Annotated in this window: 25 protein-coding genes and 1 tRNA gene; 16 read left to right on the top strand and 10 right to left on the bottom strand. The window is 58.5% G+C overall.

What is annotated here, in order from left to right:
* The first annotated feature begins 3 nt into the window (after window positions 1-3).
* Window positions 4-1,206 (top strand): SGNH/GDSL hydrolase family protein, encoded by a 1,203-nt coding sequence (locus EP165_RS09995; protein ID WP_245440092.1) that lies wholly within the window; start codon window positions 4-6, stop codon window positions 1,204-1,206.
* A 3-nt stretch (window positions 1,207-1,209) separates the two neighbouring features.
* Here EP165_RS09995 and EP165_RS09990 read toward each other — a convergent pair whose 3' ends face one another.
* Complete coding sequence (locus EP165_RS09990) at window positions 1,210-2,664, bottom strand: glutamate synthase subunit beta (protein ID WP_127521974.1); 1,455 nt, start codon at window positions 2,662-2,664, stop codon at window positions 1,210-1,212.
* A 71-nt stretch (window positions 2,665-2,735) separates the two neighbouring features.
* The gene (gltB, locus tag EP165_RS09985; protein WP_127522602.1) at window positions 2,736-7,454 is read right to left on the bottom strand and encodes a glutamate synthase large subunit; all 4,719 of its coding nucleotides are present in this window, start codon (window positions 7,452-7,454) and stop codon (window positions 2,736-2,738) included.
* 487 nt (window positions 7,455-7,941) lie between these two features.
* Here gltB and EP165_RS09980 point away from each other — a divergent pair, with 487 nt between their 5' ends.
* The 5 genes from EP165_RS09980 (at window position 7,942) to EP165_RS09960 (ending at window position 11,851) form a co-directional block, all read left to right on the top strand.
* A complete protein-coding gene (locus tag EP165_RS09980) occupies window positions 7,942-8,991 on the top strand; it encodes a threonine aldolase family protein (protein WP_127521972.1) in 1,050 nt (349 codons plus the stop codon).
* 147 nt (window positions 8,992-9,138) lie between these two features.
* Complete coding sequence (locus EP165_RS09975) at window positions 9,139-9,444, top strand: BufA1 family periplasmic bufferin-type metallophore (RefSeq protein WP_127521970.1); 306 nt, start codon at window positions 9,139-9,141, stop codon at window positions 9,442-9,444.
* Between the two features lie 137 nt (window positions 9,445-9,581).
* Window positions 9,582-10,490 carry an MNIO family bufferin maturase gene (gene bufB / locus EP165_RS09970; protein WP_127521968.1) on the top strand — a complete coding sequence of 303 codons (909 nt, stop codon included), beginning with the start codon at window positions 9,582-9,584 and terminating at the stop codon, window positions 10,488-10,490.
* Window positions 10,483-11,253: an HvfC/BufC N-terminal domain-containing protein gene (locus EP165_RS09965; protein ID WP_127521966.1), complete on the top strand. Its 771-nt coding sequence runs from the start codon at window positions 10,483-10,485 to the stop codon at window positions 11,251-11,253. Before bufB ends, EP165_RS09965 begins: the two co-directional genes overlap by 8 nt.
* Before the next feature lie 10 nt (window positions 11,254-11,263).
* A complete protein-coding gene (locus EP165_RS09960) occupies window positions 11,264-11,851 on the top strand; it encodes a DoxX family protein (RefSeq protein WP_127521964.1) in 588 nt (195 codons plus the stop codon).
* A 67-nt stretch (window positions 11,852-11,918) separates the two neighbouring features.
* Here EP165_RS09960 and EP165_RS09955 read toward each other — a convergent pair whose 3' ends face one another.
* Window positions 11,919-12,383, bottom strand: a complete 465-nt coding sequence (locus EP165_RS09955) for an Hsp20 family protein (protein ID WP_127521962.1) — start codon at window positions 12,381-12,383, stop codon at window positions 11,919-11,921.
* 439 nt (window positions 12,384-12,822) lie between these two features.
* On the opposite strand from EP165_RS09955, the gene EP165_RS09950 reads away from it, so the two are divergent.
* Window positions 12,823-13,785 (top strand): alpha/beta fold hydrolase, encoded by a 963-nt coding sequence (locus EP165_RS09950; RefSeq protein ID WP_501981674.1) that lies wholly within the window; start codon window positions 12,823-12,825, stop codon window positions 13,783-13,785.
* A 5-nt stretch (window positions 13,786-13,790) separates the two neighbouring features.
* Here the strand turns inward: EP165_RS09950 and hisN are convergent, their stop codons facing one another.
* Both hisN and EP165_RS09940 read right to left on the bottom strand, forming a co-directional pair.
* Window positions 13,791-14,567, bottom strand: coding sequence for a histidinol-phosphatase (hisN, locus tag EP165_RS09945; protein ID WP_127521958.1), 777 nt, complete (start codon window positions 14,565-14,567; stop codon window positions 13,791-13,793).
* Between the two features lie 101 nt (window positions 14,568-14,668).
* Window positions 14,669-15,559 carry an N-formylglutamate amidohydrolase gene (locus EP165_RS09940; RefSeq protein WP_127521957.1) on the bottom strand — a complete coding sequence of 297 codons (891 nt, stop codon included), beginning with the start codon at window positions 15,557-15,559 and terminating at the stop codon, window positions 14,669-14,671.
* Window positions 15,560-15,760: 201 nt separating this feature from the next.
* On the opposite strand from EP165_RS09940, the gene cpdR reads away from it, so the two are divergent.
* Together cpdR and EP165_RS09930 are read left to right on the top strand one after the other, a co-directional pair.
* The gene (gene cpdR, locus EP165_RS09935; RefSeq protein ID WP_127521955.1) at window positions 15,761-16,123 is read left to right on the top strand and encodes a cell cycle two-component system response regulator CpdR; all 363 of its coding nucleotides are present in this window, start codon (window positions 15,761-15,763) and stop codon (window positions 16,121-16,123) included.
* Window positions 16,124-16,195: 72 nt separating this feature from the next.
* Window positions 16,196-16,270: transfer RNA gene (locus EP165_RS09930), tRNA-Val, on the top strand.
* 33 nt (window positions 16,271-16,303) lie between these two features.
* Here EP165_RS09930 and EP165_RS09925 read toward each other — a convergent pair.
* On the bottom strand, window positions 16,304-17,497 hold the full coding sequence (locus tag EP165_RS09925) for a tyrosine-type recombinase/integrase (RefSeq protein WP_127521953.1): 1,194 nt from the start codon (window positions 17,495-17,497) through the stop codon (window positions 16,304-16,306).
* 737 nt (window positions 17,498-18,234) lie between these two features.
* Between EP165_RS09925 and EP165_RS09915 the strand changes: the two genes are divergently transcribed.
* The 5 genes from EP165_RS09915 (at window position 18,235) to EP165_RS09895 (ending at window position 21,361) form a co-directional block, all read left to right on the top strand.
* On the top strand, window positions 18,235-18,795 hold the full coding sequence (locus EP165_RS09915) for a hypothetical protein (RefSeq protein ID WP_127521949.1): 561 nt from the start codon (window positions 18,235-18,237) through the stop codon (window positions 18,793-18,795).
* Window positions 18,796-18,865: 70 nt separating this feature from the next.
* Window positions 18,866-19,363 carry a thermonuclease family protein gene (locus EP165_RS09910; protein WP_127521947.1) on the top strand — a complete coding sequence of 166 codons (498 nt, stop codon included), beginning with the start codon at window positions 18,866-18,868 and terminating at the stop codon, window positions 19,361-19,363.
* Between the two features lie 63 nt (window positions 19,364-19,426).
* On the top strand, window positions 19,427-20,461 hold the full coding sequence (locus EP165_RS09905; protein WP_127521945.1) for a hypothetical protein: 1,035 nt from the start codon (window positions 19,427-19,429) through the stop codon (window positions 20,459-20,461).
* Window positions 20,458-20,814 (top strand): hypothetical protein, encoded by a 357-nt coding sequence (locus EP165_RS09900; RefSeq protein WP_127521943.1) that lies wholly within the window; start codon window positions 20,458-20,460, stop codon window positions 20,812-20,814. The genes EP165_RS09905 and EP165_RS09900 overlap by 4 nt, the downstream gene beginning before the upstream one ends.
* Complete coding sequence (locus tag EP165_RS09895; RefSeq protein ID WP_127521941.1) at window positions 20,804-21,361, top strand: hypothetical protein; 558 nt, start codon at window positions 20,804-20,806, stop codon at window positions 21,359-21,361. Before EP165_RS09900 ends, EP165_RS09895 begins: the two co-directional genes overlap by 11 nt.
* Before the next feature lie 23 nt (window positions 21,362-21,384).
* On the opposite strand, the gene EP165_RS09890 is transcribed toward EP165_RS09895, so the two are convergent.
* Window positions 21,385-21,942, bottom strand: a complete 558-nt coding sequence (locus EP165_RS09890; RefSeq protein ID WP_127521939.1) for a recombinase family protein — start codon at window positions 21,940-21,942, stop codon at window positions 21,385-21,387.
* A 138-nt stretch (window positions 21,943-22,080) separates the two neighbouring features.
* Window positions 22,081-22,587: a hypothetical protein gene (locus EP165_RS09885; RefSeq protein WP_127521937.1), complete on the bottom strand. Its 507-nt coding sequence runs from the start codon at window positions 22,585-22,587 to the stop codon at window positions 22,081-22,083.
* Between the two features lie 580 nt (window positions 22,588-23,167).
* Here EP165_RS09885 and EP165_RS09880 point away from each other — a divergent pair.
* Window positions 23,168-23,836 carry an SOS response-associated peptidase gene (locus EP165_RS09880; protein WP_127521935.1) on the top strand — a complete coding sequence of 223 codons (669 nt, stop codon included), beginning with the start codon at window positions 23,168-23,170 and terminating at the stop codon, window positions 23,834-23,836.
* A gap of 106 nt (window positions 23,837-23,942) precedes the next feature.
* On the opposite strand, the gene EP165_RS09875 is transcribed toward EP165_RS09880, so the two are convergent.
* Window positions 23,943-24,488, bottom strand: coding sequence for a hypothetical protein (locus EP165_RS09875; protein WP_127521933.1), 546 nt, complete (start codon window positions 24,486-24,488; stop codon window positions 23,943-23,945).
* Window positions 24,489-24,546: 58 nt separating this feature from the next.
* On the bottom strand, window positions 24,547-25,794 hold the full coding sequence (locus tag EP165_RS09870; RefSeq protein WP_127521931.1) for a PDDEXK family nuclease: 1,248 nt from the start codon (window positions 25,792-25,794) through the stop codon (window positions 24,547-24,549).
* Between the two features lie 99 nt (window positions 25,795-25,893).
* On the opposite strand from EP165_RS09870, the gene EP165_RS09865 reads away from it, so the two are divergent.
* Window positions 25,894-26,283: a helix-turn-helix domain-containing protein gene (locus EP165_RS09865; protein ID WP_127521929.1), complete on the top strand. Its 390-nt coding sequence runs from the start codon at window positions 25,894-25,896 to the stop codon at window positions 26,281-26,283.
* Window positions 26,284-26,567 lie beyond the last annotated feature (284 nt).

The following is a 26,567-nucleotide window of genomic DNA, read 5'->3' as shown; positions in this document are numbered from 1 at the left end:
GAATTGGGCCACAGGCGCCTGCCGAAGAAATCGGGGATCAGGCTAACCATCGCATTGTTTGCGGCGCTGATTGCGTTCGCCCAGCTTCTGGTCATGTATTCCGCGCCGGCACTGGCGCAGGAGCGGCGCACGCTGTTCGATGTCCTCTTCGGGGGCAAGAAGATCGAACGAACCGAGCGTACAGCGCCGACACGCAATAGCGGGACGCAGCGAACATCCAATGTCGTCCGCGTGCCTGAACCGGAAGCTGTCGACAAACAGGAAAACGCCCGCGTCATTCTGGTTGTCGGCGACTTTCTGGCCGATGGGCTCGCGGAAGGCCTCGTCACGGCCTACGCCCAGTCTCCGGGCATCCGTATAGTGTCGATCACCAGCGGCTCTTCTGGCCTGGTCAGAGACGACTATTACGACTGGCCGGCGGCGATCGGACCGATCATCGAGGAACAAAAGCCTTCGTTGGTCATCGTCATGGTCGGCTCCAACGATCGCCAGCAGCTTCTTGTTGAAGGCAGCCGCGAGAAGGTGCGCAGCGCCAAATGGACTGAGGAATACGGTGCACGCGCCGGACGCCTGGTGAAGGAAATCCGAGACCGCGGATTGCCGCTTTTCTGGGTCGGCCTGCCCTCATTCAAATCCAGCTCCATGAGCAATGACATGCTCGCTTTCAACGATGTCTTCCGTGGCGTCGTTGAGGGCGCTGGCGGCCAGTTCATAGATATCTGGGATGGCTTCGTGGACGAAAACGGTGCCTTTTCTTCCGTCGGCCCCGATATGAACGGGCAGCGGGTACGACTGCGTGGCTCGGACGGCATCAACCTGACGCGCGACGGCAAACGCAAGGTCGCGTTTTATGTCGAGCGGCCGCTCAACCGGCTGCTGGGGTCGGCCGCGGGCGCAGGCGTGGCAAGCCTTGGTCTGGAGCCGCTGACGCCTCTCGACATTGCGCCCGAGGAGATCCCCGAGATCACCCGCACCAGCCCGGTGGCGCTTGGCGGCGCGGAACTGGACGGCGGCGACAGCCTGCTTGGAGCCGCGGGAACTCAGCTCAGGCGCGAGCCGCGGACCCCGGGCGAGAAACTCTCAATGGAAGGTATTGCGCCGCCGCCGAGGGAAGGACGCGCCGATAATTTCTCCGCTCCGCCTTATGCGGCCGTGCCTGGCGCACCCACGGATGCGACTGAGACCACAACGTCGATCAACCGCTGACGCCTAGCGCGGCAGCAGCGTCGTGCCCATCAGGAACTCGTCGATTGACCGCGCCGCCTGCCGGCCCTCGCGGATCGCCCACACCACCAGCGACTGGCCGCGGCGCACATCGCCGGCTGCAAACAGCTTGTCGACGCTTGTCCGGTAATCGACTTCGTTGGCGACCACATTGTGCGACCGCCGCGCGTCCTGCGCCATTTCAAGCCGGTCGCCGAGATTGCCGGCAAATCCGCCTTCAGGCACACCTGCGAAGCCGATGGCGATGAATGCGAGGTCGGCGCGAATGAAGAACTCGGTGCCTTCTACGGGCTTGCGCTTCTCGTCGACCTCACAGCACTTCACCGCGGTGAGTTCGCCGTCTTCGCCAACAAATTCGAGCGTAGCGACCTGAAACTCGCGCTGCGCGCCCTCAGCCTGCGAAGACGAAGTACGCATCTTGGTCGCCCAGTAGGGCCACACGGTGAGCTTGTCTTCCTTCTCCGGCGGCTGCGGGCGGATGTCGAGCTGCGTGACACGGACGGCGCCCTGGCGGAATGCCGTGCCGACACAGTCGGATGCCGTGTCGCCGCCGCCAACGACCACCACATGCTTGCCGCCGGCGACAATGGGCTCCGACGGCCATGCGACCGACTGGATGTCCTCGTTGGCCACCCGCCGGTTCTGCTGCACCAGATAAGGCATCGCGTCATGGACGCCGTGCAGGTCGACGCCGGGAATACCGGCAGGGCGCGGCTTTTCGGAGCCGCCGCAATAAAGCACCGCATCGTATTCGGCGAGCAGTTCGTCCACCGGTTTGTCGACGCCGACATTGACCCCGCAATGGAAAGTCACGCCCTCGCCCTGCATCTGCTCGACGCGGCGATCGATATAGTGCTTCTCGATCTTGAAGTCGGGAATGCCGTAGCGCATCAGCCCGCCGGGGCGGCTCTCGCGCTCATAGACATGGACCTCGTGGCCGGCGCGCCCAAGCTGCTGGGCCGCTGCCATGCCGGCGGGCCCGGAACCTACAACGGCAACCTTCCTGCCTGTCTGCTTCTCCGCCGGGTAAGGCCGCACATAGCCTGTCTCATAGGCTTTGTCGGCGATCGCCTGTTCAATGGTCTTGATGGCGACCGGAATGTCCTCAAGGTTCAGTGTGCAGGCTTCCTCGCAAGGCGCAGGGCAAATCCGGCCGGTCCATTCGGGGAAATTGTTGGTCGAATGCAGGTTGCGGATCGCCGCATCCCAGTCGCCCGCATATATCAGGTCGTTCCAGTCGGGTATCTGATTGTGCACCGGGCAACCGTTCGGGCCATGGCAGAACGGGATTCCGCAATCCATGCAGCGGGCGGCCTGTTTCTCCACCTCGCTGTCCGACATCGGCAGCGTGAATTCGCGAAAATGCCGGATGCGGTCAGCCGCAGGCTGGTACTTGTGCACCTGCCGGTCGATCTCGAGAAAGCCTGTAACCTTGCCCATCATTCAATTCCGTCATTCGTATCCCAGCCGCCACGCGCCGGAACAATCTGTGTCCGTAGGTTCTGTTTCGGCTACTCCGCCGCGAGCCCCATTCTTTGGCGCTCCATCTCCTGCAACGCGCGCCGGTATTCGATCGGCATGACTTTGCGGAACTTCGGCCGGAAATCGGCCCAGTTGTCGATGATGTTTCGGCCGCGCTCGGAGCCGGTGTAGCTCACATGGTTCGAGATCAGCTGGAACAGCCGTTCTTCGTCATGGCTCGTCATGTCGCCATCGACGGATACCCTGCCCTTGTAATCGAGGTCGCCGCCATGATGGTGAAGCTTTTCCATCATGTCGTCTTCCTCGGGCACCGGCTCAAGCTCGACCATGGCCATATTGCAGCGCTCTGCGAAATCGCCCACCTCGTCGAGCACATAGGCAACGCCGCCCGACATGCCGGCCGCGAAATTGCGGCCTGTCTGGCCGATGACGACCACGATACCGCCCGTCATGTACTCGCAGCCATGGTCGCCCACGCCTTCAACGACGGCGATGGCGCCCGAATTACGAACCGCAAAACGCTCGCCCGCGACGCCGGCGAAATAGCACTCGCCTTCGATTGCGCCATAGAGGACGGTGTTGCCGACAATGATCGACTGATCCGCTTTTGTTTTGGCCTTTGCCGGCGGGCGTATGACGATCCGGCCGCCTGAAAGGCCCTTGCCGACATAGTCATTGGCTTCACCCTCCAGACTGAACGACACGCCGCGCGCCAGAAAGGCACCGAACGACTGTCCGGCCGTCCCGGTAAGGCGGACATGGATCGTATCGTCGCGCAGGCCCTTGTGCCCGAAGCGCTTGGCAACCGCGCCCGACAGCATGGCACCCGCCGAACGGTCGGTGTTGCGTATCTGTGCATCGATTTCCACCGGCTCGCGCGCCGTAAGTGCCGGAGCGGCCTGGTCGATCAGCTTGCGGTCCAGAACATCGTCAATCGGATGCTTCTGGCGCTGCGTCCAGCGCGTTTCCTCTTCCGCTGCCTCCGGCTTGAAGAACAGCTTCGAGAAGTCGAGGCCTTTCGCCTTCCAGTGCTCGACCATCGCTTCCTTTTCGAGGAGCTCGGAATGTCCGATGATTTCGTCGAGGTTGCGGAAGCCCATCTTCGCCAGCAGCACCCGCACCTCTTCGGCAACAAAGAAGAAGTAGTTGATGACGTGTTCGGGCGTTCCCTTGAAACGCTTCCTGAGCACCGGGTCCTGCGTGGCAACACCGACCGGGCAGGTGTTCAGGTGGCACTTGCGCATCATGATGCAGCCCGCTGCGATCAGCGGGGCGGTCGAGAAGCCGTACTCGTCGGCCCCAAGCAGCGCTCCGATGATGACGTCCCGACCGGTGCGCAAACCGCCATCGACCTGTAGAGCGATGCGGCTGCGCAGTCCGTTGAGAACAAGTGTCTGATGCGTTTCGGCTAGGCCCATTTCCCAGGGGCTGCCGGCATGTTTGATCGACGTCATCGGCGAGGCACCGGTACCGCCGTCATAGCCGGCGATGGTGATATGGTCGGCCCGCGCCTTGGCTACACCCGCCGCAACCGTTCCAACGCCCACCTCGGAGACGAGTTTCACGGAAACGTCGCCTGTCGGGTTGACGTTCTTCAGGTCGAAGATGAGCTGCGCCAGATCCTCGATCGAATAGATGTCGTGGTGCGGCGGCGGCGAAATCAGGCCCACGCCCGGGGTTGAATGCCGGGTCTTGGCGATCGTGGCGTCGACCTTGTGGCCCGGCAGCTGGCCGCCCTCGCCGGGCTTCGCACCCTGCGCCACCTTGATCTGCATCATGTCCGAATTGACGAGATATTCCGCCGTGACGCCGAAACGCCCGCTGGCGATCTGCTTGATGGCGGAACGCTCCGGGTTCGCTTTGCCATTGGGCAGTGGCATGAACCGGTCTGGCTCTTCGCCGCCCTCACCCGTGTTGGACTTGCCGCCGATGGCGTTCATGGCACGCGCCAGCGTAGTGTGCGCTTCGCGGCTGATAGCGCCAAACGAGATGGCACCCGTCGAAAACCGCTTCACGATCTCAACCGCAGGCTCAACCTCGTCCAAAGATACGGGCTTGCGTCCCTGCTCCTCGGCCATATGGATGTGGAACAGGCCGCGAATGGTCTTCGCTTCGGCGCTGGTCGCATTCAGGCGCGCCGAGAACTCGGCGAATGTCTCGGCCGAATTCTGCCGCACGGCATGCTGCAGCTCGGCCACCGCGTCCGGCGACCACAGATGCGCCTCGCCCCGCATGCGGTACATATATTCGCCGCCGACATCGAGCGATGAGCGCAACACAGGATCGGCACTGAACGCACGGGCATGCCGTTCGGTGGTCTCCCGGGCAATTTCCTCCAGTCCGACGCCCTCGATGGTCGTCGCGGTTCCGGTGAAATACTTCTCCACGAAATCGGTCTTCAGGCCGACGGCATCGAAAATCTGCGCGCCGCAGTAGGACTGATAGGTCGAGATGCCCATCTTGGACATCACCTTGAGGATGCCCTTGCCGATCGACTTGATGTAGCGCGTCACCACCTCATGGGCGTCGACTTCGGGCGGGAATGCGCCGCTCTGGTGCATGTCGAGGAGCGTGTCGAAGGCGAGGTAGGGGTTGATGGCCTCGGCGCCATACCCGGCCAGACAGCAGAAATGATGCACTTCGCGCGGTTCGCCCGATTCCACCACCAGACCGACCGCGGTGCGCAGGCCCTTGCGGATCAGATGATGGTGTACGGCGGCAGTCGCCAGCAGCGCCGGGATCGCGATGCGATCCGGACCGAGCTGGCGGTCGGAAAGGATGATGATGTTGTAGCCGCCCGCAACCGCCGCTTCCGCCCGCTCGCACAGACGCTCGACCGCGCCGGTGAGCCCGGTCGCGCCTTCGCTGCTGGCGTAGGTGACGTCGATCGTCTTGGTGTCGAAACGATCTTCGGTGTGACCGATGGAACGGATCTTCTCCAGGTCGCCATTGGTCAGGATCGGCTGGCGCACCTCGAGCCGCTTGCGCCGCGAGGTGCCGACCAGATCGAAGATATTGGGCCGCGGGCCGATGAAGGAGACAAGGCTCATCACCAGCTCTTCGCGGATCGGATCGATCGGCGGGTTCGTCACCTGCGCGAAGTTCTGCTTGAAATAGGTGTAGAGCAACTTCGACTTGTCCGACATCGCCGAGATCGGCGTGTCGGTACCCATCGAGCCGATCGCTTCCTGGCCGGTCGTGGCCATCGGCGCCATCAAAAGCTTGGTGTCTTCCTGCGTGTAGCCGAAGGCCTGCTGGCGGTCGAGCAGCGATACATCCTTGCGCAGCGCGCGCGGCTCAACCGGCTTCAGCTCTTCAAGGATGAGCTGCGTGTTCGCCAGCCACTGCTTGTAAGGGTGCTTGGTCGCGATCTCCGACTTGATCTCCTCGTCGGAAATGATGCGGCCTTCTTCGGTGTCGATCAGCAGCATACGGCCGGGCTGCAGCCGCCAGCGCGTCTTGATCTGTTCGTCCGGCACGGTCAGGACACCGGCCTCGGATGCCATGATCACCCGGTCGTCGTCGGTGACGATGTAGCGTGCAGGCCGCAACCCGTTGCGGTCGAGCGTTGCTCCGATCTGGCGCCCGTCGGTGAAGGCAACGGCGGCCGGGCCATCCCATGGTTCCATCAGCGCGGCATGATATTCGTAGAACGCCGCGCGTTCCTTGCTCATCAGCTTGTTGCCGGCCCATGCTTCCGGGATGAGCATCATCATCGCATGGGCGAGCGGGTAGCCGCCCTGCGTCAGAAATTCGAGCGCGTTGTCGAAACAGGCCGTGTCCGACTGGCCCTCGTAGGAGATCGGCCACAGCTTCGAGATGTCGTTGCCGAAAAGCTCGGAATCGACCGAAGCCTGGCGTGCCGCCATCCAGTTGACGTTGCCGCGCAGGGTGTTGATCTCGCCATTATGCGCCACCATGCGATAGGGGTGCGCCAGCTTCCATGACGGGAAGGTGTTGGTCGAGAAACGCTGGTGAACAAGGATCAGCGCCGTCTCGAAACGTGGATCGACAAGGTCCTTGTAGTAGGCGCCGACCTGATAGGCGAGGAACATGCCCTTGTAGACGATCGTCCGCGCCGACATCGAAACGACGTAGAAGCCGTTGTCGACGCCGCCGGTCTCCGCGTAGATGCGCGCCGAAATCACCTTGCGCAGGATATAAAGCCGGCGCTCGTATTCTTCTTCGGTGTCGATCGCTTCGCTGCGGCCGATGAAAACCTGCCTGTGAAACGGCTCGGCCGCCGCAATATCGGGCGCCTTGGAAAGCGACGAATTGTCTACCGGAACGTCGCGGAAGCCGATAAGCGGCTGGCCCTCCGACTGACAGACATCGCGAATGACATCGTCGATATGGGCCCTGAGTTCAGGATCCTGCGGCATGAACAGATAGCCGACGCCGTAGCGTCCCGGCTCGGGCAGCTCCACGCCCTGCGCCGCCATTTCCTCGCGGTAGAATTCATGCGGAATCTGCACCAGAACGCCAGCGCCGTCACCCATCAGCGGATCGGCCCCGACAGCGCCGCGATGGGTGAGATTCTCCAGCATCTGCAGACCGTCCCTGACGATCCCGTGCGATTTCACGCCCTTCATATGCGCGATGAAGCCGACACCGCAGGCGTCATGTTCGTTGCGCGGATCATAAAGGCCGACTGCGTTCGGCAGGCCGCTTGCATTGCGTTTTGTGGCGGACTTTGTCTCACCGGCCGGCGTTGCTCCGGTCGTCGGGGATGGTGTCATGACCGTCATCATCCAGTCCTCCACATTGTGCCCATTGGCGCTCGTCAATCGTTTCGAAGGCACATGAAAAGCGCACTCCGGTTGCTTGCTCGGCATATCTTTCGAAAAGCCGGAGGCCGCCATACCGAAAACGGTTCAGGCCACCTCTGATTTACGCCCCCGCGCAACTGGCATAAAGCAGCAGTCCCGCAGGAAATCGCCCTTGCCGGAGCGGCACCATTATATGCCAACTGCGGCTGCGAGCGCTTGCATAAATAAGACAGCACTACTGTCCTATCTCTTAGATGCCAGAAATCCTGGCCACGCGCAAGACGCTTTTGTGATAATTCAGCGCCATTGTCGAAACAAAATTACACACTCGGTATCTGAAACGACAGAAAAATACGCACACCTACGCCATCAGCCTAACCGCAGCGCGCTTGTACCTGCGGCACTTGCCCCTCCTGCGATTACCGGACAAAAAAGCGCGTGGCATCGACATGGAAAAGGGGCCGGCATGAACTTCGCATCGGATAACTGGGCCGGCGCCCATCCTGAAATTGCAGTTTCATTGACAGAACACTCGTCCGGACATGTGCCGGCCTACGGTGCGAGCCAGTTGGATGCACGGGTCGAGGAGCGGCTTTGTGAAATATTCGAGCGCAAAGTCGCCGTATATTTCGTTGCCACAGGAACGGCCGCCAACAGCCTTTCGCTGGCTGCGGTGGCGCGACCGGGCGGCGTCGTCTTCACGCATTCCGAATCGCACATGATGGACGATGAATGCGGCGCGCCGGAGTTTCTGGCTGGCGGTGTGCGTCTGTGCCCGGTCGGCGGCGCTCTCGGCCGCCTGGACCCGACGGCTCTGGAGGCGGCAATCCGGCGCTACCCGCCCGAATTCGTTCATGCCGGCCAGCCCATGGCTGTGTCGATTACGCAGGCAACAGAGGTGGGCACCGCCTATGCGCTGGAGCAGATTGCGGAGATAGCGGCAATAGCACGCGCCCACTCGATCCCGCTGCATATGGATGGAGCCCGCTTCGCCAATGCGATGATGGCGCTCGAATGCACCCCCGCGGAGATGACCTGGAAAGCCGGCGTAGACCTGCTGTCCTTTGGCGGCACCAAGAACGGCTGCTGGTGCGCCGAAGCCGTGATCGTGCTCAACCCCGACCTGGGCGCCGACCTGCCGTTTCTGCGCAAACGCTCGGCGCAGCTGTTTTCGAAGTCCCGCTTTGTCGCAGCCCAATTCGATGCATATCTCGAAAACGATCTTTGGAAGCAGTCTGCTGCTCACGCCAACAGGATGGCAGCACGGCTTGCCGCCCATGCCGAACGTGCGTCGGCCTTGCGGCTTGCCTGGCAGCCGCAGGCAAACGAGGTTTTCGTCACCATGCCCAAGGCAACGCAGGAGCACCTGACCAGTTCTGGCGCATCCTTCTATCCCTGGCACCGGCCGGCAAGCTTCGAAGGCGAAATCGGCGACGGCGAAACCTTGGCCCGTTTCGTCACCAGTTTCGCAACGACGGAAAGCGAGGTCGACCGTTTCGGCGAACTGATCCGGTAGTCTGCCGCACCGGCGTTCAAACTATCCGTGACCGGCATGTGACGGCCGCTCTCGCTCGGTTGATTTCCAATTGAGCAAACCTCTTTGCACATTTCGCGGGCCGGGCAGACGGTTCGGCGATCAAATTCAGTGCTAGAGGAGCTCCTAATGTCCACCAGAACAATCGTCAGCGCAGCTTACGTCGCGGGCGCAGTTGCCGCTGCCCTTTCCACGGCAACGCTTGTCACCGCTACCGACGCGGTCGCTCAGGCAAAAGATAAATGCTACGGCATCTCCATGGCCGGAAAGAACGACTGTGCCGCCGGTCCCGGCACGACCTGCGCCGGCACATCGAGCGTCGACTATCAGGGCAATGCCTGGACCTATGTAGAGGCCGGCACCTGCATGGATATCGACCTTCCGGATGGCCGCATGGGCTCGCTTGAGCCGCTTGAGCGCGACCTGCCGGCCTGATCGGGTACAACCGGAGCCTTCCCTCATCGGGTGCGCCTTGCACCCGTTTGGGGCGGGGGTCGGGAGGCAGAAGGCGCGCTGCGCTTTCTGCCTCTTCTGCTTCATACAATATATTCAGACACCGCCGGGAAGGTGCCATGAACCATCATGTTTCAACCGTGAACGCGCCTCGCCGCTTTCCGCGCTTCACAATTGACGGACTGTCGGGCGCCAGCTTCAAGCCGGAGCACTTCGAAGCGATTTCGAAGGACGGCGCGTTCGACGGCTTTCTGGAGGTTCACGCAGAGAACTACATGGGTGACGGTGGTCCGCCGCACAGGCAGCTCACGGTCATGCGAGAACGTTTCCCGCTGTCGCTGCATGGCGTCTGCATGTCGATCGGCGGCCAGGGCGAACTCGACGCCGACCATCTGGCGCGTTTTGCAGCGCTTGTACACCGCTATGAGCCGGCATTGGTTTCGGAACACCTCGCATGGTCGACACATGACGACGTGTTCCTGAACGATCTTCTGCCGCTGCCTTACACGTCCGAAACGCTTGAGCGCGTGTGCGCCCATATCGACCAGGTTCAGGAAGCCATCGGCAGACCGTTGCTTCTTGAGAACCCCTCCACCTACCTGCTGTTTGAGGAATCCACCTACTCCGAAACCGACTTCCTGGAGGAAGTTACCGAGCGTACCGGCTGCGGCCTACTGCTCGACGTCAACAATGTATTCGTTTCGGCCACCAATCACGGCACCTCTGCCATGGACTATCTGGCGCAGTTCCCGCTCGAAAGGATCGGCGAGATCCACCTCGCTGGCCATGCCGAGCAGGACGATGGCGAAGGTCATGTGCTTTTGATCGACAGCCACGACGGCCCTGTCGCTGACCCGGTATGGAAGCTGTATGAAATTGTCATCGGGCAATGCGGTCCGGTCCCGACCCTGGTCGAATGGGACAACGATATTCCCGGCTGGCCGGTGCTGAAGTCTGAAGCCGCCGCCGCACGCTCGATAATGGACAGGCACGCCAGTTCATTCATGCTTGGCCGCCGTCATGCCTGATGCCGCCGCGTATGAGCGGGGTTTTCGCGGCGCGATCCTCGACCCGGGCACACAAACGCCCGCGGGGCTGGCAAGCGCGTTTGGCGGCATACCGACGAAGCGCTTCGACGTTTACCGCAACAATGTAACCGTCAGCCTCACCAAGGCGCTTGCCGATATCTTCCCCGCCGTCTGCCGCATCGTCGGCGAAGAACGTTTTGCCGATCTCGCGCGGCTTTTCGTGCGCGAAAATCCGCCGAAATCGCCGCTGTTGTTTCGCTACGGCGAAAATTTCGCCGCGTTCATCGAAGCGTTCGCACCTGCAGCCACCATGCCCTATCTCGCCGATGTCGCGCGGCTCGAACATGCCTGGCTGAGCGCCTATCATGCAGCCGACGCGGCACCCCTGTCTCCTGGTGCGCTATCGGCGATCGCTCCCGATAAGCTGCCGCAGGCACGCTTCGCCAAACATCCGGCGGCGGCGCTGGTGCGCTCGCAATACGCGGCCGTCACCATCTTCAACGCCAATCGTGACGAGCAGGAACGCAGGCGCATCAACGCAGGCGTGCCCGAAAACGGACTGATCACCCGGCCGGAATTCGAGGTCCGGCTCGCGCCAATTTCCGGCGGCGATACTGCGTTCCTGCATGCACTGTTTGCCGGGAAGACGCTGGCCGAAGCAGCCGAGGCGGCTGTTGCCGCCGACACCGGATTCGATCTGTCGGCAGCTATCGGCATGATGCTTAGCAGCGGCGCATTTAAAGCCGTGGACGTGAAACGATGAGGAAAGCGATATGAGTGCCCTGATCTCGATATACGATACATTGGTCAGACTGGCCGACCGGGCCACGCGCGGCTGGTTCTTTGGCCTTTTCGCCCGCTTTGCCTTCGCCTCGGTGCTGTATTTCTATTTCCTCAACTCAGCCAAGACCAAGGTCGGTGACGGCCTGCTCGGTTTCTTCAGCGTCTCCGACAACGCCTATTACCAGATCGCTCTTCCTGCGGTCGAAGCGGCTGGGGGCGATGTTTCGCAGGTGGCGTTCTTTCCCTGGACGCTTGTGGTCGTTGCCGGCACCTATGCTGAGTTCGTCCTGCCGCTGCTGATCATCGTTGGGCTGCTTACCCGCATCGCATCGCTCGGCATGATCGTTTTCATCACCGTGCAATCCTACGTCGATATCGCGGTTCACCAGGTTGGCGCCAAAACGGTTGGAGCGATGTTCGACCGGTTCTCCGACGGGCTCATCGCCGACCAGCGCCTGCTTTGGATTTTCCCGCTGGTTTATCTCGCGGTGCGCGGCGCCGGAGCGCTGTCCCTCGACCGGCTGCTTACGGCAAGGCGCGCCAGCCGCCGCCCCTCACAGGCCAACGTCGCTATCTGACGCTCCGTGCACGAAAAGGCGGCGCCCTTGCGAGCGCCGCCTCCTGACCGGCAGGTCCAGCAGTTGGTCAGGCGGCTTTGGCTTCGATCTGCTGAGCCTTCTTGCCGCCGCCATTCGCGATCGCGATCTTGCGCGGCTTCATCTCTTCGGGAATGTTCCGCTTCAGCTCGATGTGAAGCAGCCCGTTCTTCAACTCGGCGCCTTTGACCTCAACGAAGTCGGCAAGCTGGAAGCGGCGCTCGAACGCCCTGGCGGCAATGCCGCGATACAGGAACTCGTTCGCATCCTCGCGCTCCTCGGCCTTCTCGCCTTTCACAGTCAACACGTTGCGGTGCGCTTCGATGGAAATTTCCTTCTCGTCGAAGCCTGCAACAGCCATTGAAATGCGATACGCGTCATCGCCCGTACGTTCGATGTTGTAGGGCGGATAGGTCTGGCCGTTATCGGGCTGACCGAGCGTATCGAGCATGCTGAAAAGGCGGTCGAAACCGACTGTGGAACGGTAAAGCGGGGAAAAGTCGACGTGACGCATATGTCTGTCCTCTTTCAAGCAACAATGTTTGCGTTTGACCCTCTCAGCGAAGCGCCTTTGGCCGTTTCGCACGGGTCAGTGGCCCCTTCCTGGCGACCACGACAATGATTTGGGTGTGCCGTTCCGGCATTTCAAGAGTTCCGATATTCCGGCGATGAACAGCAGATGAACACCGGTTTCCGGAACCGTTCACACAGCCCCCGATAGATTTGTTTCAACGCTGGAGATCGGCGGCCGAAGTGCCGCCTCTTGAGCCGGAACCGGGTGCAACGTCCCTTCCGCCCGGAACCGACAGAAGGCCGGGTGGCACCGCAGGGTCCGCCCGGCCTTCGTGATTCTTCCGCTGGCAAGCAGGCTGCCGATTGACTTTGCGTTTTCGCCCGCCTCCTTTTATTCCAATCGTCTCAGGGCGCGAACAAGGCACAAGCTGCGAATGGAAATGCAGGCGGGACAGCTATTCGAAACCGACGGCAACCCCGTTCCGCCAAGGGCGCATCCGGGCAAGATCGCGATGCGCGACGGCAAGATCATCCGCTATGCACGATTTGAGGCGACCGGCAGGCCGCTGAAAGGCACTGTACTCCTGATTCAGGGTCGCAATGAATGCATCGAAAAGTACTTTGAAACCGCCGCCGACCTGGCAGCCCGCGGATTTGCCGTACTGACCTACGATCTGCGCGGCCAAGGCGGTTCGGACCGGCTGATCTCCGATCCGCAACGGGGCTATATCGACAGCTTCGACCACTATGTCGGCGACCTGGAAGAGATCTTCGAGAATGTTGCGCTTCCCGATTGCCGGCCGCCCTACTACGCGATGGCGCATTCAACGGGCGGGCTGATTGCGCTCCTTGCTGCGCCGCAGATGATCAATCGCATTCGCCGCATGGTTCTGACCGCCCCTCTGCTGGCATTCGCAAGGAATACGGTCTCCATGTCGCGCCTGCATCGTATTGCAAGCGTCCTCTATTTTTTCGGCATGGGGAAACGCTATCTGGGCTCCGGACCCCGTCCCGCCGAACCGCCGCCCTTCTCCACCAATCTCCTGACCACCGACCGGACCCGCTTCGCCCGCAATCAGCTCATCTACAAGGAGCATCCCGAACTGGCATTGGGTGGCCCCACGGTCGCCTGGATTCGCGCCGTATGCCAGGCAGTCGTGCACGTGACCGACCCCGCATTCATGGCCCGCATCCACATTCCAACCCTGTTCGTCGCCGCCGGGTCGGACGAAGTGGTCTCGACACCGGCGACGGAAGACTATGCGGAACGGCTGCGGTCGGGATCGCTGCTTAGCGTCGATGGCGCGCGTCACGAGTTGCTGCAGGAAACAGACCTCTATCGCGAGCAGGTCCTTGCCGCGTTCGATGCCTTTATCCCGGGCTCCGACCAAGCCGCGTTCTGAACCGGTTACACATTGGCGATGAACGCCCTCGCCTGTTCGTGAAGCCGGGCGTTGGCGGCAGCGATGATATTGCCGCCATTTTCGGGACGCCCGCCGTCGAACGTGGTGACCACGCCGCCTGCCTGCTCGATGATGGGGATCAAAGCAGCGATGTCGTAAGCGTTGAGCCCCGGCTCCACGACCAGATCGACATGGCCCGACGCCAGCATCGCATATGCGTAGCAATCGGTGCCGTACCGGGCGAGGCGAACCTCGTTTTCCAGACGGTCATAGGCCTCGCGCTGGGTCGGGCTGAATAGCGCCGGAGTTGTGGTGCACATCGTCGCTTCCGACAGGTTGTCCACCCGGCTGGTTGAAAGCCGCTGCTTGCCCTGCCGGTGTTCGAGGAAGGCACCGCTGTCATTGGCCAGATAGAGTTCGCCGGTGAAGGGCTGCGACATCATTCCCGCGACAGCCCGGCCGCCAGACGTCAGCCCGACAAGTGTGCCCCAGAGCGGAATACCGGAAATGAACGCCCGCGTGCCGTCGATAGGGTCTATGATCCACTGGCGCAGTGCGTCCGCATTGGCGAGGCCGAACTCTTCGCCCAGGATCCCATCGTCCGGAAACGTCTCGCCAATCAGCGCGCGGATGGCGCGTTCGGCTTCGCGGTCAGCCTCTGTAACGGGGTCGAACCCGCTGCCCAGCTTGTTGACCACGGCCGGCAGTTGCCGAAACCGTGGCATGGTCTCGGCCTCCGCAGCCGCTGCGAGGCTGCGCATGAATTCCAGCATGTCGTTCACTGTTAGCGCCTTTCGGTAGTCCGCCTCATCTACGCGATTCGCATGCAGGCTCGAGGCGGGAGCTCCGTGCCATGCCGTGTTTTTTCCTGAGTGCCCGGCGCCTATTCGGCAGCCAGAGGTGCTGCCTCGAGATAGGCGTCGGGTAATGTGGTGAGTTCTGCCGCGAAACGCGTCAGATCATGCGCCAATGCGGCATAACCGCTTGTTTTCTCGTATGTCCGTTCATTCAGATACAGGCCGCGATTGACCTCGATCTGAAGTGCGTGGAGGCCGCGTGCCGGACGCCCGTAATGTTCGGTGATAAACCCGCCCGCATAGGGCTTGTTGTGCGCGACCGTATAGCCCATCTCGGCAAGCACGTCGATTGCATGCTCCGTAAGCGCGGCCGACGCCGAAGCGCCGAAGCGGTCGCCAACAATGAAATCGGGCCGGACGCCGCTGTCGCCTACGCGGATGCTGGCCGGCATCGAATGACAATCGACAAGCACGGCATAACCGAACCTGGCATGTGTCTGCGCAACCAGCCGTTTCAGCGTCTCGTGGTACGGCTTGTACAGATACTCGATGCGTTCCGCCGCTTCCTGCAGCGGCAGCTTGCCGCCGTAAATGTCGAGCCCCTCGCCGACAAGACGCGGGACGGTGCCCAGCCCGCCCGCAACGCGCGGCGAACGAACGTTCGCGAAGGACGGCAGCGGCTGCGAAAACATCCGCGGATCGAGTTCCCAGGGTTCGCGGTTGGCGTCGAGATATGCGCGCGGGAAATTGGCGGAAAGAAGCGGCGCACCCAGCCGCACCACACCGCCGAACAGCTGATCCACGAAGCAGTCCTCCGACCTGCGAATCGTATCGGCGTCGAGCTTCGCCATTGCCAGAAATCTGTCAGGATAGAACCGGCCGCTATGCGGTGAGTTGAACACGAAGGGCACGCGCTGCTCCGCCGCCTCCTCCACCGTGAAGGGCGCAACGGAGGCGAAATCGCTGGCTGCCGTCATCTCATACCCTTGTCGTCCCGTTCCACGATCGGAGCGTGCCCAATATCGCAGCCACTGTCCAGCCGCGCTTGATGGGGCAAAGAAACAACACTATGGCGGCAGCGCCTTCCCATTCACTTGATGTTTACCTGACACCGCACATATAGCGGTATGGTTAACGGGCGCGACCGCCCGAAAGGTATCAAGCTGTCGGAAATGGCAATGGCACGAATTCTCCTTGCGGAAGATGACGAGGATATGCGCCGCTTTCTGGTCAAGGCGCTGGAACGGGCGGGGCACGACGTGGTCGACTTCGACAATGGGGCGTCTGCGTATGAAAGACTGCGCGAGGAAGCCTTCTCCCTCCTTCTGACCGACATCGTGATGCCGGAAATGGACGGCATCGAACTCGCGCGGCGCGCCACAGAACTCGATCCCGACCTCAAGGTGATGTTCATCACCGGATTTGCCGCCGTTGCCCTGAACCCGGACTCGAACGCGCCGAAGGATGCCAAAATCCTCTCCAAGCCGTTCCATCTGCGCGATCTCGTCAATGAGGTCGACCGCATGCTGGCAGCGGCCTGACCAGCGGCCGGCCATTGCACAGACGCATCTATTGACCGCGACCAGCCGGTATGCTGTAAGCGCGCCTCGGATGGGCGTGTAGCTCAGCGGGAGAGCACTACGTTGACATCGTAGGGGTCACAGGTTCAATCCCTGTCACGCCCACCATCCAAAATCTCAATAGTTTCAACGAACTAGATTTCAAGCGTCCTTCGGGATAGTGGCGTCCAAATCGCCGCTGTTGCCATTTGTTGCCAACCTGCCCTTCGACGGAATGTCAATCGTCGCCTGCCGTTGCGCGGCTTGGGTTGCGTGAACGTACACCTGCTGCGTTACTCGTGACCCCGGGGCATGACCGAGCCTAACTTGCAACACCGAAGGGTCCGTTCCCTTCATAGCCTGCCACGTGGCATGCGCCTTGCGCAGCATATGGAGGTTCAAGTGCATTGGTTCTCCATCACGAAAAATTCCGGCGGCAACGACTGCATTCCTCAGTGACTTCGCTATGCTCGTACGCTTCACACCTCCCCTTCCCGGGAAAACGAGATCAGAGAGTTTGGGAAGTCCTACAAGCTCTTCAAGCAACTGACCGGAAACGAACACATCTCTATGGCTGTGGTAGGTCTTCGGCGTGAAGCTCTCGTGAGGACGCACAAGAATGGCCTTCTTTTGATGGTCAAGGTCAGTCCACCTCAACGCCAACACTTCGCCTTTTCGCAGTCCCGTTTCGGCGATTGTTCTGACTAGCGCAGCTATCCGGCGGTCCGGGATGTTCGCTAATATCGCCGCAACTTCGTCTATTGTTGGCAAATCCAGGCGGGGCGCCTGACTAGGGATAGCCTCGTATTCCGGCACAGAACGGATCATTCTGCGTTTCTTGGCCCACGAGAGAACTTGCTTGAATGTCGCGAGTTCGGAATTAATCGTCCTAGGACGCCTTCCTTCCTCCAGTCTGGCCTTCTGGTATTCGGTAACGTTAGCTTCCGAAATTGTGCCGGCATCTGACGTACCAAAGAAGCGCAAGAGCGCCCGCAACTGGAAGGCATTAGTTTCCAAGCTAGATTGCCGTTTCTTTCCCGTATCAACGCGCCCCTTTTGGAACTCGACCCAAAGCTCAGATATTTCCTTGAAGGTAATGCCTGCTGGAACAGCACCATCGTTAAACGCGGTCTTCCTTAGGTCGGCGTTACGCAGTAGTCGCTTGGCGGCGTTTTCTGCATCCCTCTTCGCTGCAAAAGAAGTGCGTTTTCGTTTGCCAGTACCGCTCAGGTGCGGTGGGATATCTAGCTGCCACGAGCCAGATTTAGTGCCATTCCTCAGGTGTTCGCGGATCGTCAGAGGCCCTATCGATATCTTCTTCGACAATGCCATGGCATCTACTTCTTTGGACGACATCGAACTGCAGCAACCGGGTCATAGTTCCCGTCGGCGTCTGACTTGTCCGACCATAAAGCCTTTTCATGACGCAAGCGCGGGCCGCTATTTCGATGACGTCGGATGTAGTTGACAACGTCTTCCCGCAAATAAACTACTCGACGTCCCTGCCGTGATGTCGGCAACTCAATACGCGGAATTCTGCGCACGTGATCGACTGAGCAGCCAAGCATGTGCGCAACATTTTCAACGAAGAGGACATCGTCAGCGCTTGTAACGAACCGATGCGGCTCTCTTCTCCTAAGTTCCTCTTTGAGCCTCTGGCTAGCTGATACCAATCTGAATAGCGACATCTCATTTCCATGACGACTGATATGCAATGCTGCGACACTGTCACAGCATAGGCAAGCTCGCTGTTGAGTAAGAAATAGGGTCTTCACGGTGGACAGCCGCGAGGTTCTAGGGCTCGTCCCGAGATTTGCCCCCATTGCCGGCCGTCAGCTGGTAGCGGAGGAGGGAATGTTGCTCACTCCCGTAAGTCTTTGATCTTACTTGGCCGATCGCACCAAAAGGTACCAATCACTAGCACCTATACCTGCTGCGTGCAAAGTATCGGACAGTCAATTCACATCTTGCCAGTTCGCACAGAGCCAAGGTCGAGCCGTATTGATCGAGCAACACGAGCCACATACGATGCTGCAACTGGAGATCGGCCTGATAGAAGAGAGGCTTATCCACTTTGATTTGAGGAAGAAGCAGTGCTCAGACAGCTTGCCCTCGCAGCACCTCTTTCCTGGGTCGCACTATCTCCTGCGCAATCCCTTACGATCGAGGAATTCCACCGCCGTAACCTGAGTGGCTGGGACGTTCTCGTATTCAAGTGTGAGATGAAGGAAGGTAGCCAATTCCTGATCGACTTGTGTGACGATATCGGAAATCGCTTCTCACTACTGACCGCGTCGCTACCGATCGAAACCATTAACTGCGGGAACTGCGAAGGGGTTATTCGGTACCTCGAAATCAACAAGCGTGGTTTTGTGTTTCCGTTGACCCTCAATGTACAACTCTCAGCCTCTTCAGAGATTGGTGCTGCTGGCGGGCAGGTGACAATATCAGCCGAGGGAGATTATGGCGACCTGCTTTGCTTAGAGAGCTATGACTGTGAGGGAAAACAATCGAAAATGGCGGATGTTCCTGTTTGGTCGAATTACTTCTCGTACAACGGTACACTAGGACCTTCTCTGGTCGACGAGTTGGGTGATGTGGCAGAAACTCTAATGCGGCAGTTTTTGTCCGCATATGTTACTGCACGCGAATGACGCGACCTTGCCTCTTCTAGATGTTATAGCTGACCCAGAATAAGAGGAGTTATTTGAGGGATGCATCCAGATGCCGGAAGATACTTGCCGTCTCAGGACTGTTAGCGCAAATTTGAAAGCTGCGCTTTTTGCGCAAGCTATTGTCTGCTTCGTTGCCGGACCACTATTCGCTGACGAATATAGAATTGTCGCGGTTCTCTCCGGCATCGCCAAGGTAGCGGATGGAGATGGCATCCTATTTGGTAATGTCGAAGTTAGGCTCCAGGGTATCGCAGCGCCTGAGATAGGCGAGTTAGGTGGCGATAGCTCGACCAAAAACCTCCAGCAGATCGCAGATGGTCAAATGATTGTTTGTCACCTCGATGGCACAACGGCCGGCAGAACCGGGCGGCCGGCTGGTATTTGCTATGCCGGATCGGTCGACATCGGTGAGTATCAAGTATCGAGCGGTAAAGCGCGCGACTGTCCAGCCTATTCACGCGGCCGCTACGCCGAGGTCGAAACAAGCGCGCGGGCAAATGGCAGAGACCTTGCGGCAGTCTATGCCTTGCCGGAGTATTGTAATTGACGACCTCGCTGGAGAATTTTTTTATGAGCTTGCCTCAAACAGTCGGAAGCGGGTGGGAATAGGATGAACATGGACGTGGCCGATGAAACACAGGAGCTTTTTGAGGTCTTGGAGAGCCAAACGACTTTGGCGGCAGTCAGGGCGTTCTTGCAGGAAAAGCGAGTTTCGTATTCCGCTTCCAGTTGGGCGAACATGCTCAAAACGAGGGTCGGACCTGCGCTTGCGGACGGTTTGATATCACGGGAGGAACTAATTGGACTTGTTCGAGAGGCAGAGGAGCATGGCAACAAACACGTACGTCTCTATCAATTTCCTAAAGAGCGTCTCGACGAGGTAAGGAACTCCATTAAGTCATCAGCCGTCGAAGCGTGGGCCAGGGCTAAGGGTTTCCCTGGAGCGGGTGAGTACGTCTTTGACGCCTACCCCAAGAGCCCATTAGTGATCGAGGTTCGTGTCGGTGATGGCAATGACGCCGATGCACTAATCGTCAAGACTGCAAGGACCGAGTATCGACGACAGCGAGGGTTGTTGACCCAGATCGACGGGCAGGAGGTTTACGTCGCGCCGCGTGTGCCATATCGTGCTGTAGACGTGCTGAAGGTGCATTCAAATGGGTTGGTCGAGGCGCGGCTTGCGCCACGGACTGAGCCACCTATTTCGTACACCGGCACAGCCAATGCCCTGCTGAACCGACTTGACGGCCTTCTGCAAAGTGCGCCGATGGGAGAGCTTAGCTTAGCACCTGCAAAAAACGCGTTTTCAAAAATGCAAAAAGAGCAAAAGGTGGCCGAGAACTTTGAACTTTATGAGACGCAACACAAGAACGATCGAGGTGATCGAATTCAATCGAGTTCACAGGCTGAACTGGGCGGCATCCTCTCGTCTGAAGTTATGACCGAGGTGATCAAACAGTTTACCGTTGGCGACCCCGATGCGTATTGTGAAAAAGTTCGCGTTTCTTATCAGTACGGAAAAGTTAAGAAAATCAATGCGATAATTTCAGAAGACGTGAATGAAATTATCTTCACCGCAGGGCTTACAAGGGACGAATACGACAGGGTGCTAAGTGCAATCCTAGAGGTAAACCACGAGAAATGATTTTCGGATGGCATCGAAAGGAAGAATGGGAAGAGCGCCTTGAGCGAGAGGTCGACAAGCTCCGCGATGCCGAGAAATATCGCGAGCTTACGTTAAACCGCCTTAAAGACCTCGTGGGTGCTCCAAGCGAGGCAGAACTCCTCGAAGCATTGGCATTGCGCGTGGCAGAAGGAAATCTGCACGTCGTATATCGTGTCGTTTCGCCTGGAACGAAAGCGTCATTGGCTACGTTCGCGAGCCCGCTAGATGTGCCAGAAAGCATGATCGATGATAGTACCGGTGAAGTGATCAACATCGATCGCTATCGCAACGTTGAGCCGGTGTACGTGTCAGAGGTGACAGGTGCACAGTGAATGGAAGCGTAGAAATTGGCACTTAAGGGCCGAAGAGATTTATAACGATATTGAGCATCTTGATGAATTTGAGCGTACTGAAATCTTTCGAAATCGCCTCACTGAAATAAAGGATGGAGCCGAGCGGTCAGCGGTTGAGCTTCTTGTATGGTATTGGGTCAAAGATGGGAAAAAACTTCATTGGATTACTATTAACAATACTATACTAGCGGGTACATTTATTTTCGCTTTGCTAATACTTTTATATGAAATTGGCGTTTCCTTTATTTTTGCTTCAGCTATTTCTTTAGCGTTTACCGCAATTGTCCACTTGATTTTTCGTCTTTTCGATCGGGGCTTTATGTTTCGGCGGCTATTTATTGCGTGTATTAGCGCGGGTCTCCTTCTTATCATGCCCGCGCAGCTGCACTTTCAATTTGAGACCCCGTTTGGGCCTGTCTCATGGGGAGGCCCGCCGGAGCTCGCACTCTTATTTGTTTGGGGCTTTGGCACGCTCGTTACTTTTATTGGCGCGCTATATGAGCACTACGTTTTCGGCCGGAACTAACGGAATTCATCAACGGCATCATATTAATTACCATCAAGTATTCGATACACTGACGCGCGCCCGATGCCCAAACGCTTTGCGATGTCGGAAGCTCGTACTCCTTCTCCCTTTAGTCGGATCACATCCTGCCGCTTTGCCCGCGCGGTTGGTTTTCTGCCTTTGTATTTCCCTTCGCGCTTAGCTTTCGCGATGCCCTCGCGCTGGCGCTCAAGCATCATCTCGCGCTCGAACTGAGCCATCGCTCCAAACATCGTCAACATGAGCTTGCCTGTTGGAGACTTCGTATCGACGGACGCACCTCCGAAATCGAGAATGCGAAGTGCGACCCCTTTGGTTTCAAGTGTATCAAGAATACTGAGGAGGTGTGAGGTCGATCGCGCTAGGCGGTCCAACTTGGTCACCACTAGAGTGTCGCCCTCCCGCGCAAACTCCAGCGCAGCCTCTAGTTGGTCTCGACGCGCGACCGACGACACTTGCTCTGAGAAGAGTTTTTCAGCACCGCACGATTGTAGGTCGCGACGTTGTGCTTCAATGCCCGCTTCTTGATCGACAGTGGAAGTGCGAGCGTATCCGATGAGCATGTCAGTTTGTCCCATTAGTCTTTAAGACATAATAAGACATCTGTCTCAAAATACAATGATGATTTTCATGAGACACTCTTGGCTTCACAGATGATGTCCCATTGAAGCGGGCTCTTGCGAGAATTATTCAGGCAACCTTTATGGTTGCGATACGCTTCCAACAACCCCAAGGCGATCCGCGAGCGTTTCCACCAGAGCCGCAAAATTGTGCTTGTCTTCTTTGGGGTAGAGGAGCGTAGCAGAATGCACGATCTGATCGACGATTTCGTGCCTTTCATAGAAGATTGATCCCCCTTCAAGTCCGGAAATCACGAACCAGTCTCTTCCGGCGCGCGCGTAGGTAACCGTGTCGCCATCCTCTTCCCGCCACTCTACGTGAATTGCGAGCATCTCTTGTGCGTTGTCGGCGAGGACCAAATGGGACCCGAAAATTCGGAGTTCGGCGCCATTCCCATTTTCAAGGGTGATGCCGTCCCCGTTGAACGGTGTCGCCCCTATTGTTGTGAATAGCTCGGTGGGTATCCACATCTCAGTTCCAAAGCGGGAGTTTTTGTAGACAAGCTCATCTGCTCGCGCGCAAGCGCTACTAAGCGACAGCGAGGCAAGAAACCAAAGCATGGAAAAGAGAAGCAGGCGCGCTTTCATCGGCATCATCCTCAAGCAGCGAATAGTTGATTGGTACCTCGAATATTTCGCACTACCAAATTGCACGGTCGACCTCCAAGCTGCGGTTCAGAGGTTCGGCGATCATCCCAAACCGAAAAAGCTTCGCTAGGCATTCCAAGCTGACTGGTCAGTCTTGCGCGAGGGATATTTTCCTAGTCTTATGCCTCCGTCGATCACGGAGGAGGCGGCGTTGCGCCAGTGGCAATCGCTTGACCAGTTAGCAGACCTGCTCGATGCACATGCAGCGAAGCGTGAGACCGTTACCATTAGGTCGGACACGGCAAGAATGCTGGCGAAAATAAGCCGAAGCAGCAGGCCACCTGCGACGGGTCCTGAACGCCACTTCAACGTAGACCTCTATTCGTCGGGGTCGTGCATTTACGAGTTGGATAAGGGCGACAACATCGTTGCGATAGTGGCTTGGGCCCGAAGTACCATTGTCGCCCGCGCGGCGTTTGATGCGCTTAAGGCAGCCCAGCCTCGGAACCGATATGTGCAGCGGCGGCGCAGCTGGGTGGAACGCACTTGATCAGCAACCGGTCAGGGATACGATAGCTCGATGTGCGGTCGCTTTACCCGGTTTCACACTTGGTCCGACATCCACGGGATGTACTCGCTCCTTCCTTCTGAAGAGCGCGGACGCAATACAGAAGCGCACTACAACATCGCGCCTACCGATCCCGTCGAGTTCGTTGTCAATGTTGGCGATGGTAGCTACCAGGTGATGGAAGGGATGTGGTGGCTAGTGCCCTTTTGGGCAAAGGAAAAGCCGAAGCTCCCATTGTTCAATGCGCGATCCGAAACTGCCGACGCCAAGTCCGCGTTCCGTGACGCCTGGCAGAAGCGGCGCTGCCTCATACCCGCATCCGGCTTCTATGAGTGGACGAAGGCTGAGGACGGAGGGCGCGATCCTTGGTTCATCCATCTGCCCGAAACCGCTCCCTTTTCATTCGCTGGCCTATGGGCGCACAACAAGACGCTCGACATTACGAGCTGTACAGTACTGACCATGCCTGCCGCAGAGCCACTCAGTCAGCTCCACGACCGGCAGCCGGTCATTCTTGACGAAGACGCATACGACGAATGGCTCGATCCTGACACTCCACCCGACGACCTGAAACCCTTGCTTAATCGCAACCTAGACAGCGAACTGATTTTTCACCGCGTCGGTCGAGAAGTGAATAAAAACACGTCTGAGGGGCGCGAGCTGATCCAGAAGACTGGGTGACAATAGTCAGGGCATTCGAGAATGCCGGCATTCCATCAGCTACTAACGAAATGCCACTGGCTCGAATAAACCCGGGTTTATTCGCCCACGCACAGCGGCTTCAATGCTACCTCTTGAACCAGTGCGGCTCTGGGGTGCGCGAGTAAATTTCGCGGCGCGGGTTCTCGTGCCAGCCGATATTGAAGGCGTTGTCTCGTGCGAAGAATGTCAGCCGGTGGTAGTTGAGATTGCCATCGATCCAATTGGCCAAGTCCCGCCAGGACGAAAGCCCGGCACTGCCTTCATTGAGCGCCGGTACAATGATGCAGGCGGCAGCCCCAGCGTTCCCGTCTGCATCGCGGTGATCCCAAATATGATAGGCGAAGTTCTTTTCGTTAGCGGCGCACATCAGGCCGTTTTCATTGCCAAACCGATTGAGCTTTGCACTGCGGAACCCGGATCGAATGATGATTGGGCCTAACGCGGCGATGATCGGTTCCAGGATTTCCTCGCAGAGCTTCGTGCCCGTTTGGATGGCTAGTTGGGGATCATCTGGGATGTTCGGAATTCCGAAGGCGGCGGCGATCTCGGAGTAAATGAATTGACGAAACTGGAAATGTTCCGAGAGCCGCGTGCGGCCAAGTTTGTCGAGCTGCCAAAAAACATCCTTCATGATGATTGGTACCCGCAGATTTTGTCTTAGTGATGTTCTTGGTTTTGTGCGTAGATGCTCAGTTGGTAGCCAATTGGCTCAAGAACGGTCGGAACGTCATGGACACCGCGTTTGAAGTCCGTAAAAGCCATGCAAGGAACGAGGCATCGTCGCCCGCTGGGCCTGCGAAGTTGATTGAGACTACAGCCTCGTACGGGTTTTGGTTCTTGGTCTCGATGTTCAGTTGATGACCAATGTCGTCTTCGAGTTGAACCTTTGCTGCCGCGATTTCCGCAACGGCCTGTTCGCCCTCGTCTCCCCTGAACCGGATAAAGAGCCCTCCGCGTCCCTCCTTGGTGCGGAATGCCGTAATCCAGCCGGCAGGTTCGGGCATGGCCATGCGAACCCAGCCATGACCCCCGTGGCGAGGCTTGGGTTGGTCCGGGTGGTCGTACTCGGCCTGATCTATGAACGCCTGCCAGAAGGCTTTCTCGGCCGATTTAGAGGCATTCCTGCTGGGATCGACAATGGCTTCGGTCTCATCGTCGCTGTTTGCTGCCATTTCAAACGAAATTGGCCGGCCGTCGTCGGTGACGAAGATACGGTGCTGAACAACCTCAGTTCGCAGCGGGACCGATGGAACAATGACCAAATCATTCCTGTCATTCTCCCAAAGCTGGAACTCCACGAGCGCCATGCGCGAAGTCAGGCCGCTTGATTGGTTCAGGTGATCTGCAATGGCGTGGATATCGGAACGGATACCGTCACCGGCGATGATCAGCACGAAGTCGCCTGTGCGCAGGGACGCATCGACGGCATCCACGAAGCGTCCCTCATCTAGTTCAGGGTGGTACGAAGACACTACTTCGAAGATCGGGTTGGCTGCCTCGGATTTGATGCGCGACTTCACACGCGCCGTTAGATCGCCGAACGACCATTGCCGCACCAACGAGGCATATTCGAGTATCTGAGCCACAACCTCACGCCGTGCCTGCGGGTTCCGCCATAGCTTGCACTCTACGAGAACAAGTTTGCCCTCAGGCGTCACCCCGAAAACGTCCAGATAAACACTGCCTCCAGCCTTCGGAATGGTTAGCTCGCGACAGATCGGCACGAAGCCGGAAGCGCCCGGGTTGATCTCCCTGATCGGAATTAGCTCAGGGTGGCTAAACAGCGTCTGCTGAAGCCAGTTCTCGTCTTTCTCAGAATTGCGTGCAGCCAGAGAGGTGCGATTGAGCCACTTGGGCGAAGCGGGCTCGGCTCCAGAGAAGATCAATGAGTGCATAGGCTCGCTTTGGTGGGAGGAGTTAGACAGTTGGAGGCGCATTGCGGCCTCTCGGCTGCTCCACACGCAATTGAACGGCAGCTGTGTTGCGTTGGCCGTTGTTCAACTCCGGTAGTTAAGACAAATACGCAGTTGAGCGCAATGGATTACCATGCGCCACGCAGCCACGCTCCGGGGATGATCAAAGAACTTGAGCAGCTCAAGAAACGAATTGGGTATAGGGTCAAGGCTGCTCGTAAGGCTGCCAATATCACACAGGCACAGCTTGCCAGCGATGTGTCTAAATCGGTCGAGGCAATCTCGAACATCGAGAGAGGTCAGAGCCTCGCGCCGATCGACACGCTATTTGCAATATCGCGTGTGCTAGGAACTACGCTCGTCCATCTTGTGGATGATCAAGAGGCGTTTCAGAACTCACGCAAGGAAGAAGCCCAGGCGGCGCTCGCTGCATCCATTCGCAACTTAGATGAGGATCAGACGCGGCTTGCTATGCGCCTTGTGGAAAGCATCCGTGGCGAAAGCGGCTCATAACTCGGCAACGCAGGGCAAACCAAAAACGCTGCCCAAATTAGTGTCGTTTTGGCGTGTTTCCCTTAATGAGCGACATTTGCGACACTAATTTCAGTATCCGCCTGCCAGGCGAGCATACCTGACATCGCAGACTGTCCGGGTAACGGAGGCGGAAATGCCCCTGTAATCGAAGGGCATTGTCGCGCCGAACGTTTGCACGGAGACTGATCAACTCACGCCAGTTTAGCTTCGCATTAGTGTCGTTTTGGTGTGCTTCCCTTAATGGACGACATTTGCGTCACTAA

The sequence above is a fragment of the Mesorhizobium sp. Z1-4 genome (assembly GCF_004000235.1).
Lineage (GTDB): Bacteria > Pseudomonadota > Alphaproteobacteria > Rhizobiales > Rhizobiaceae > RCIO01.
This window is presented reverse-complemented; position numbering and strand designations above follow the sequence as displayed.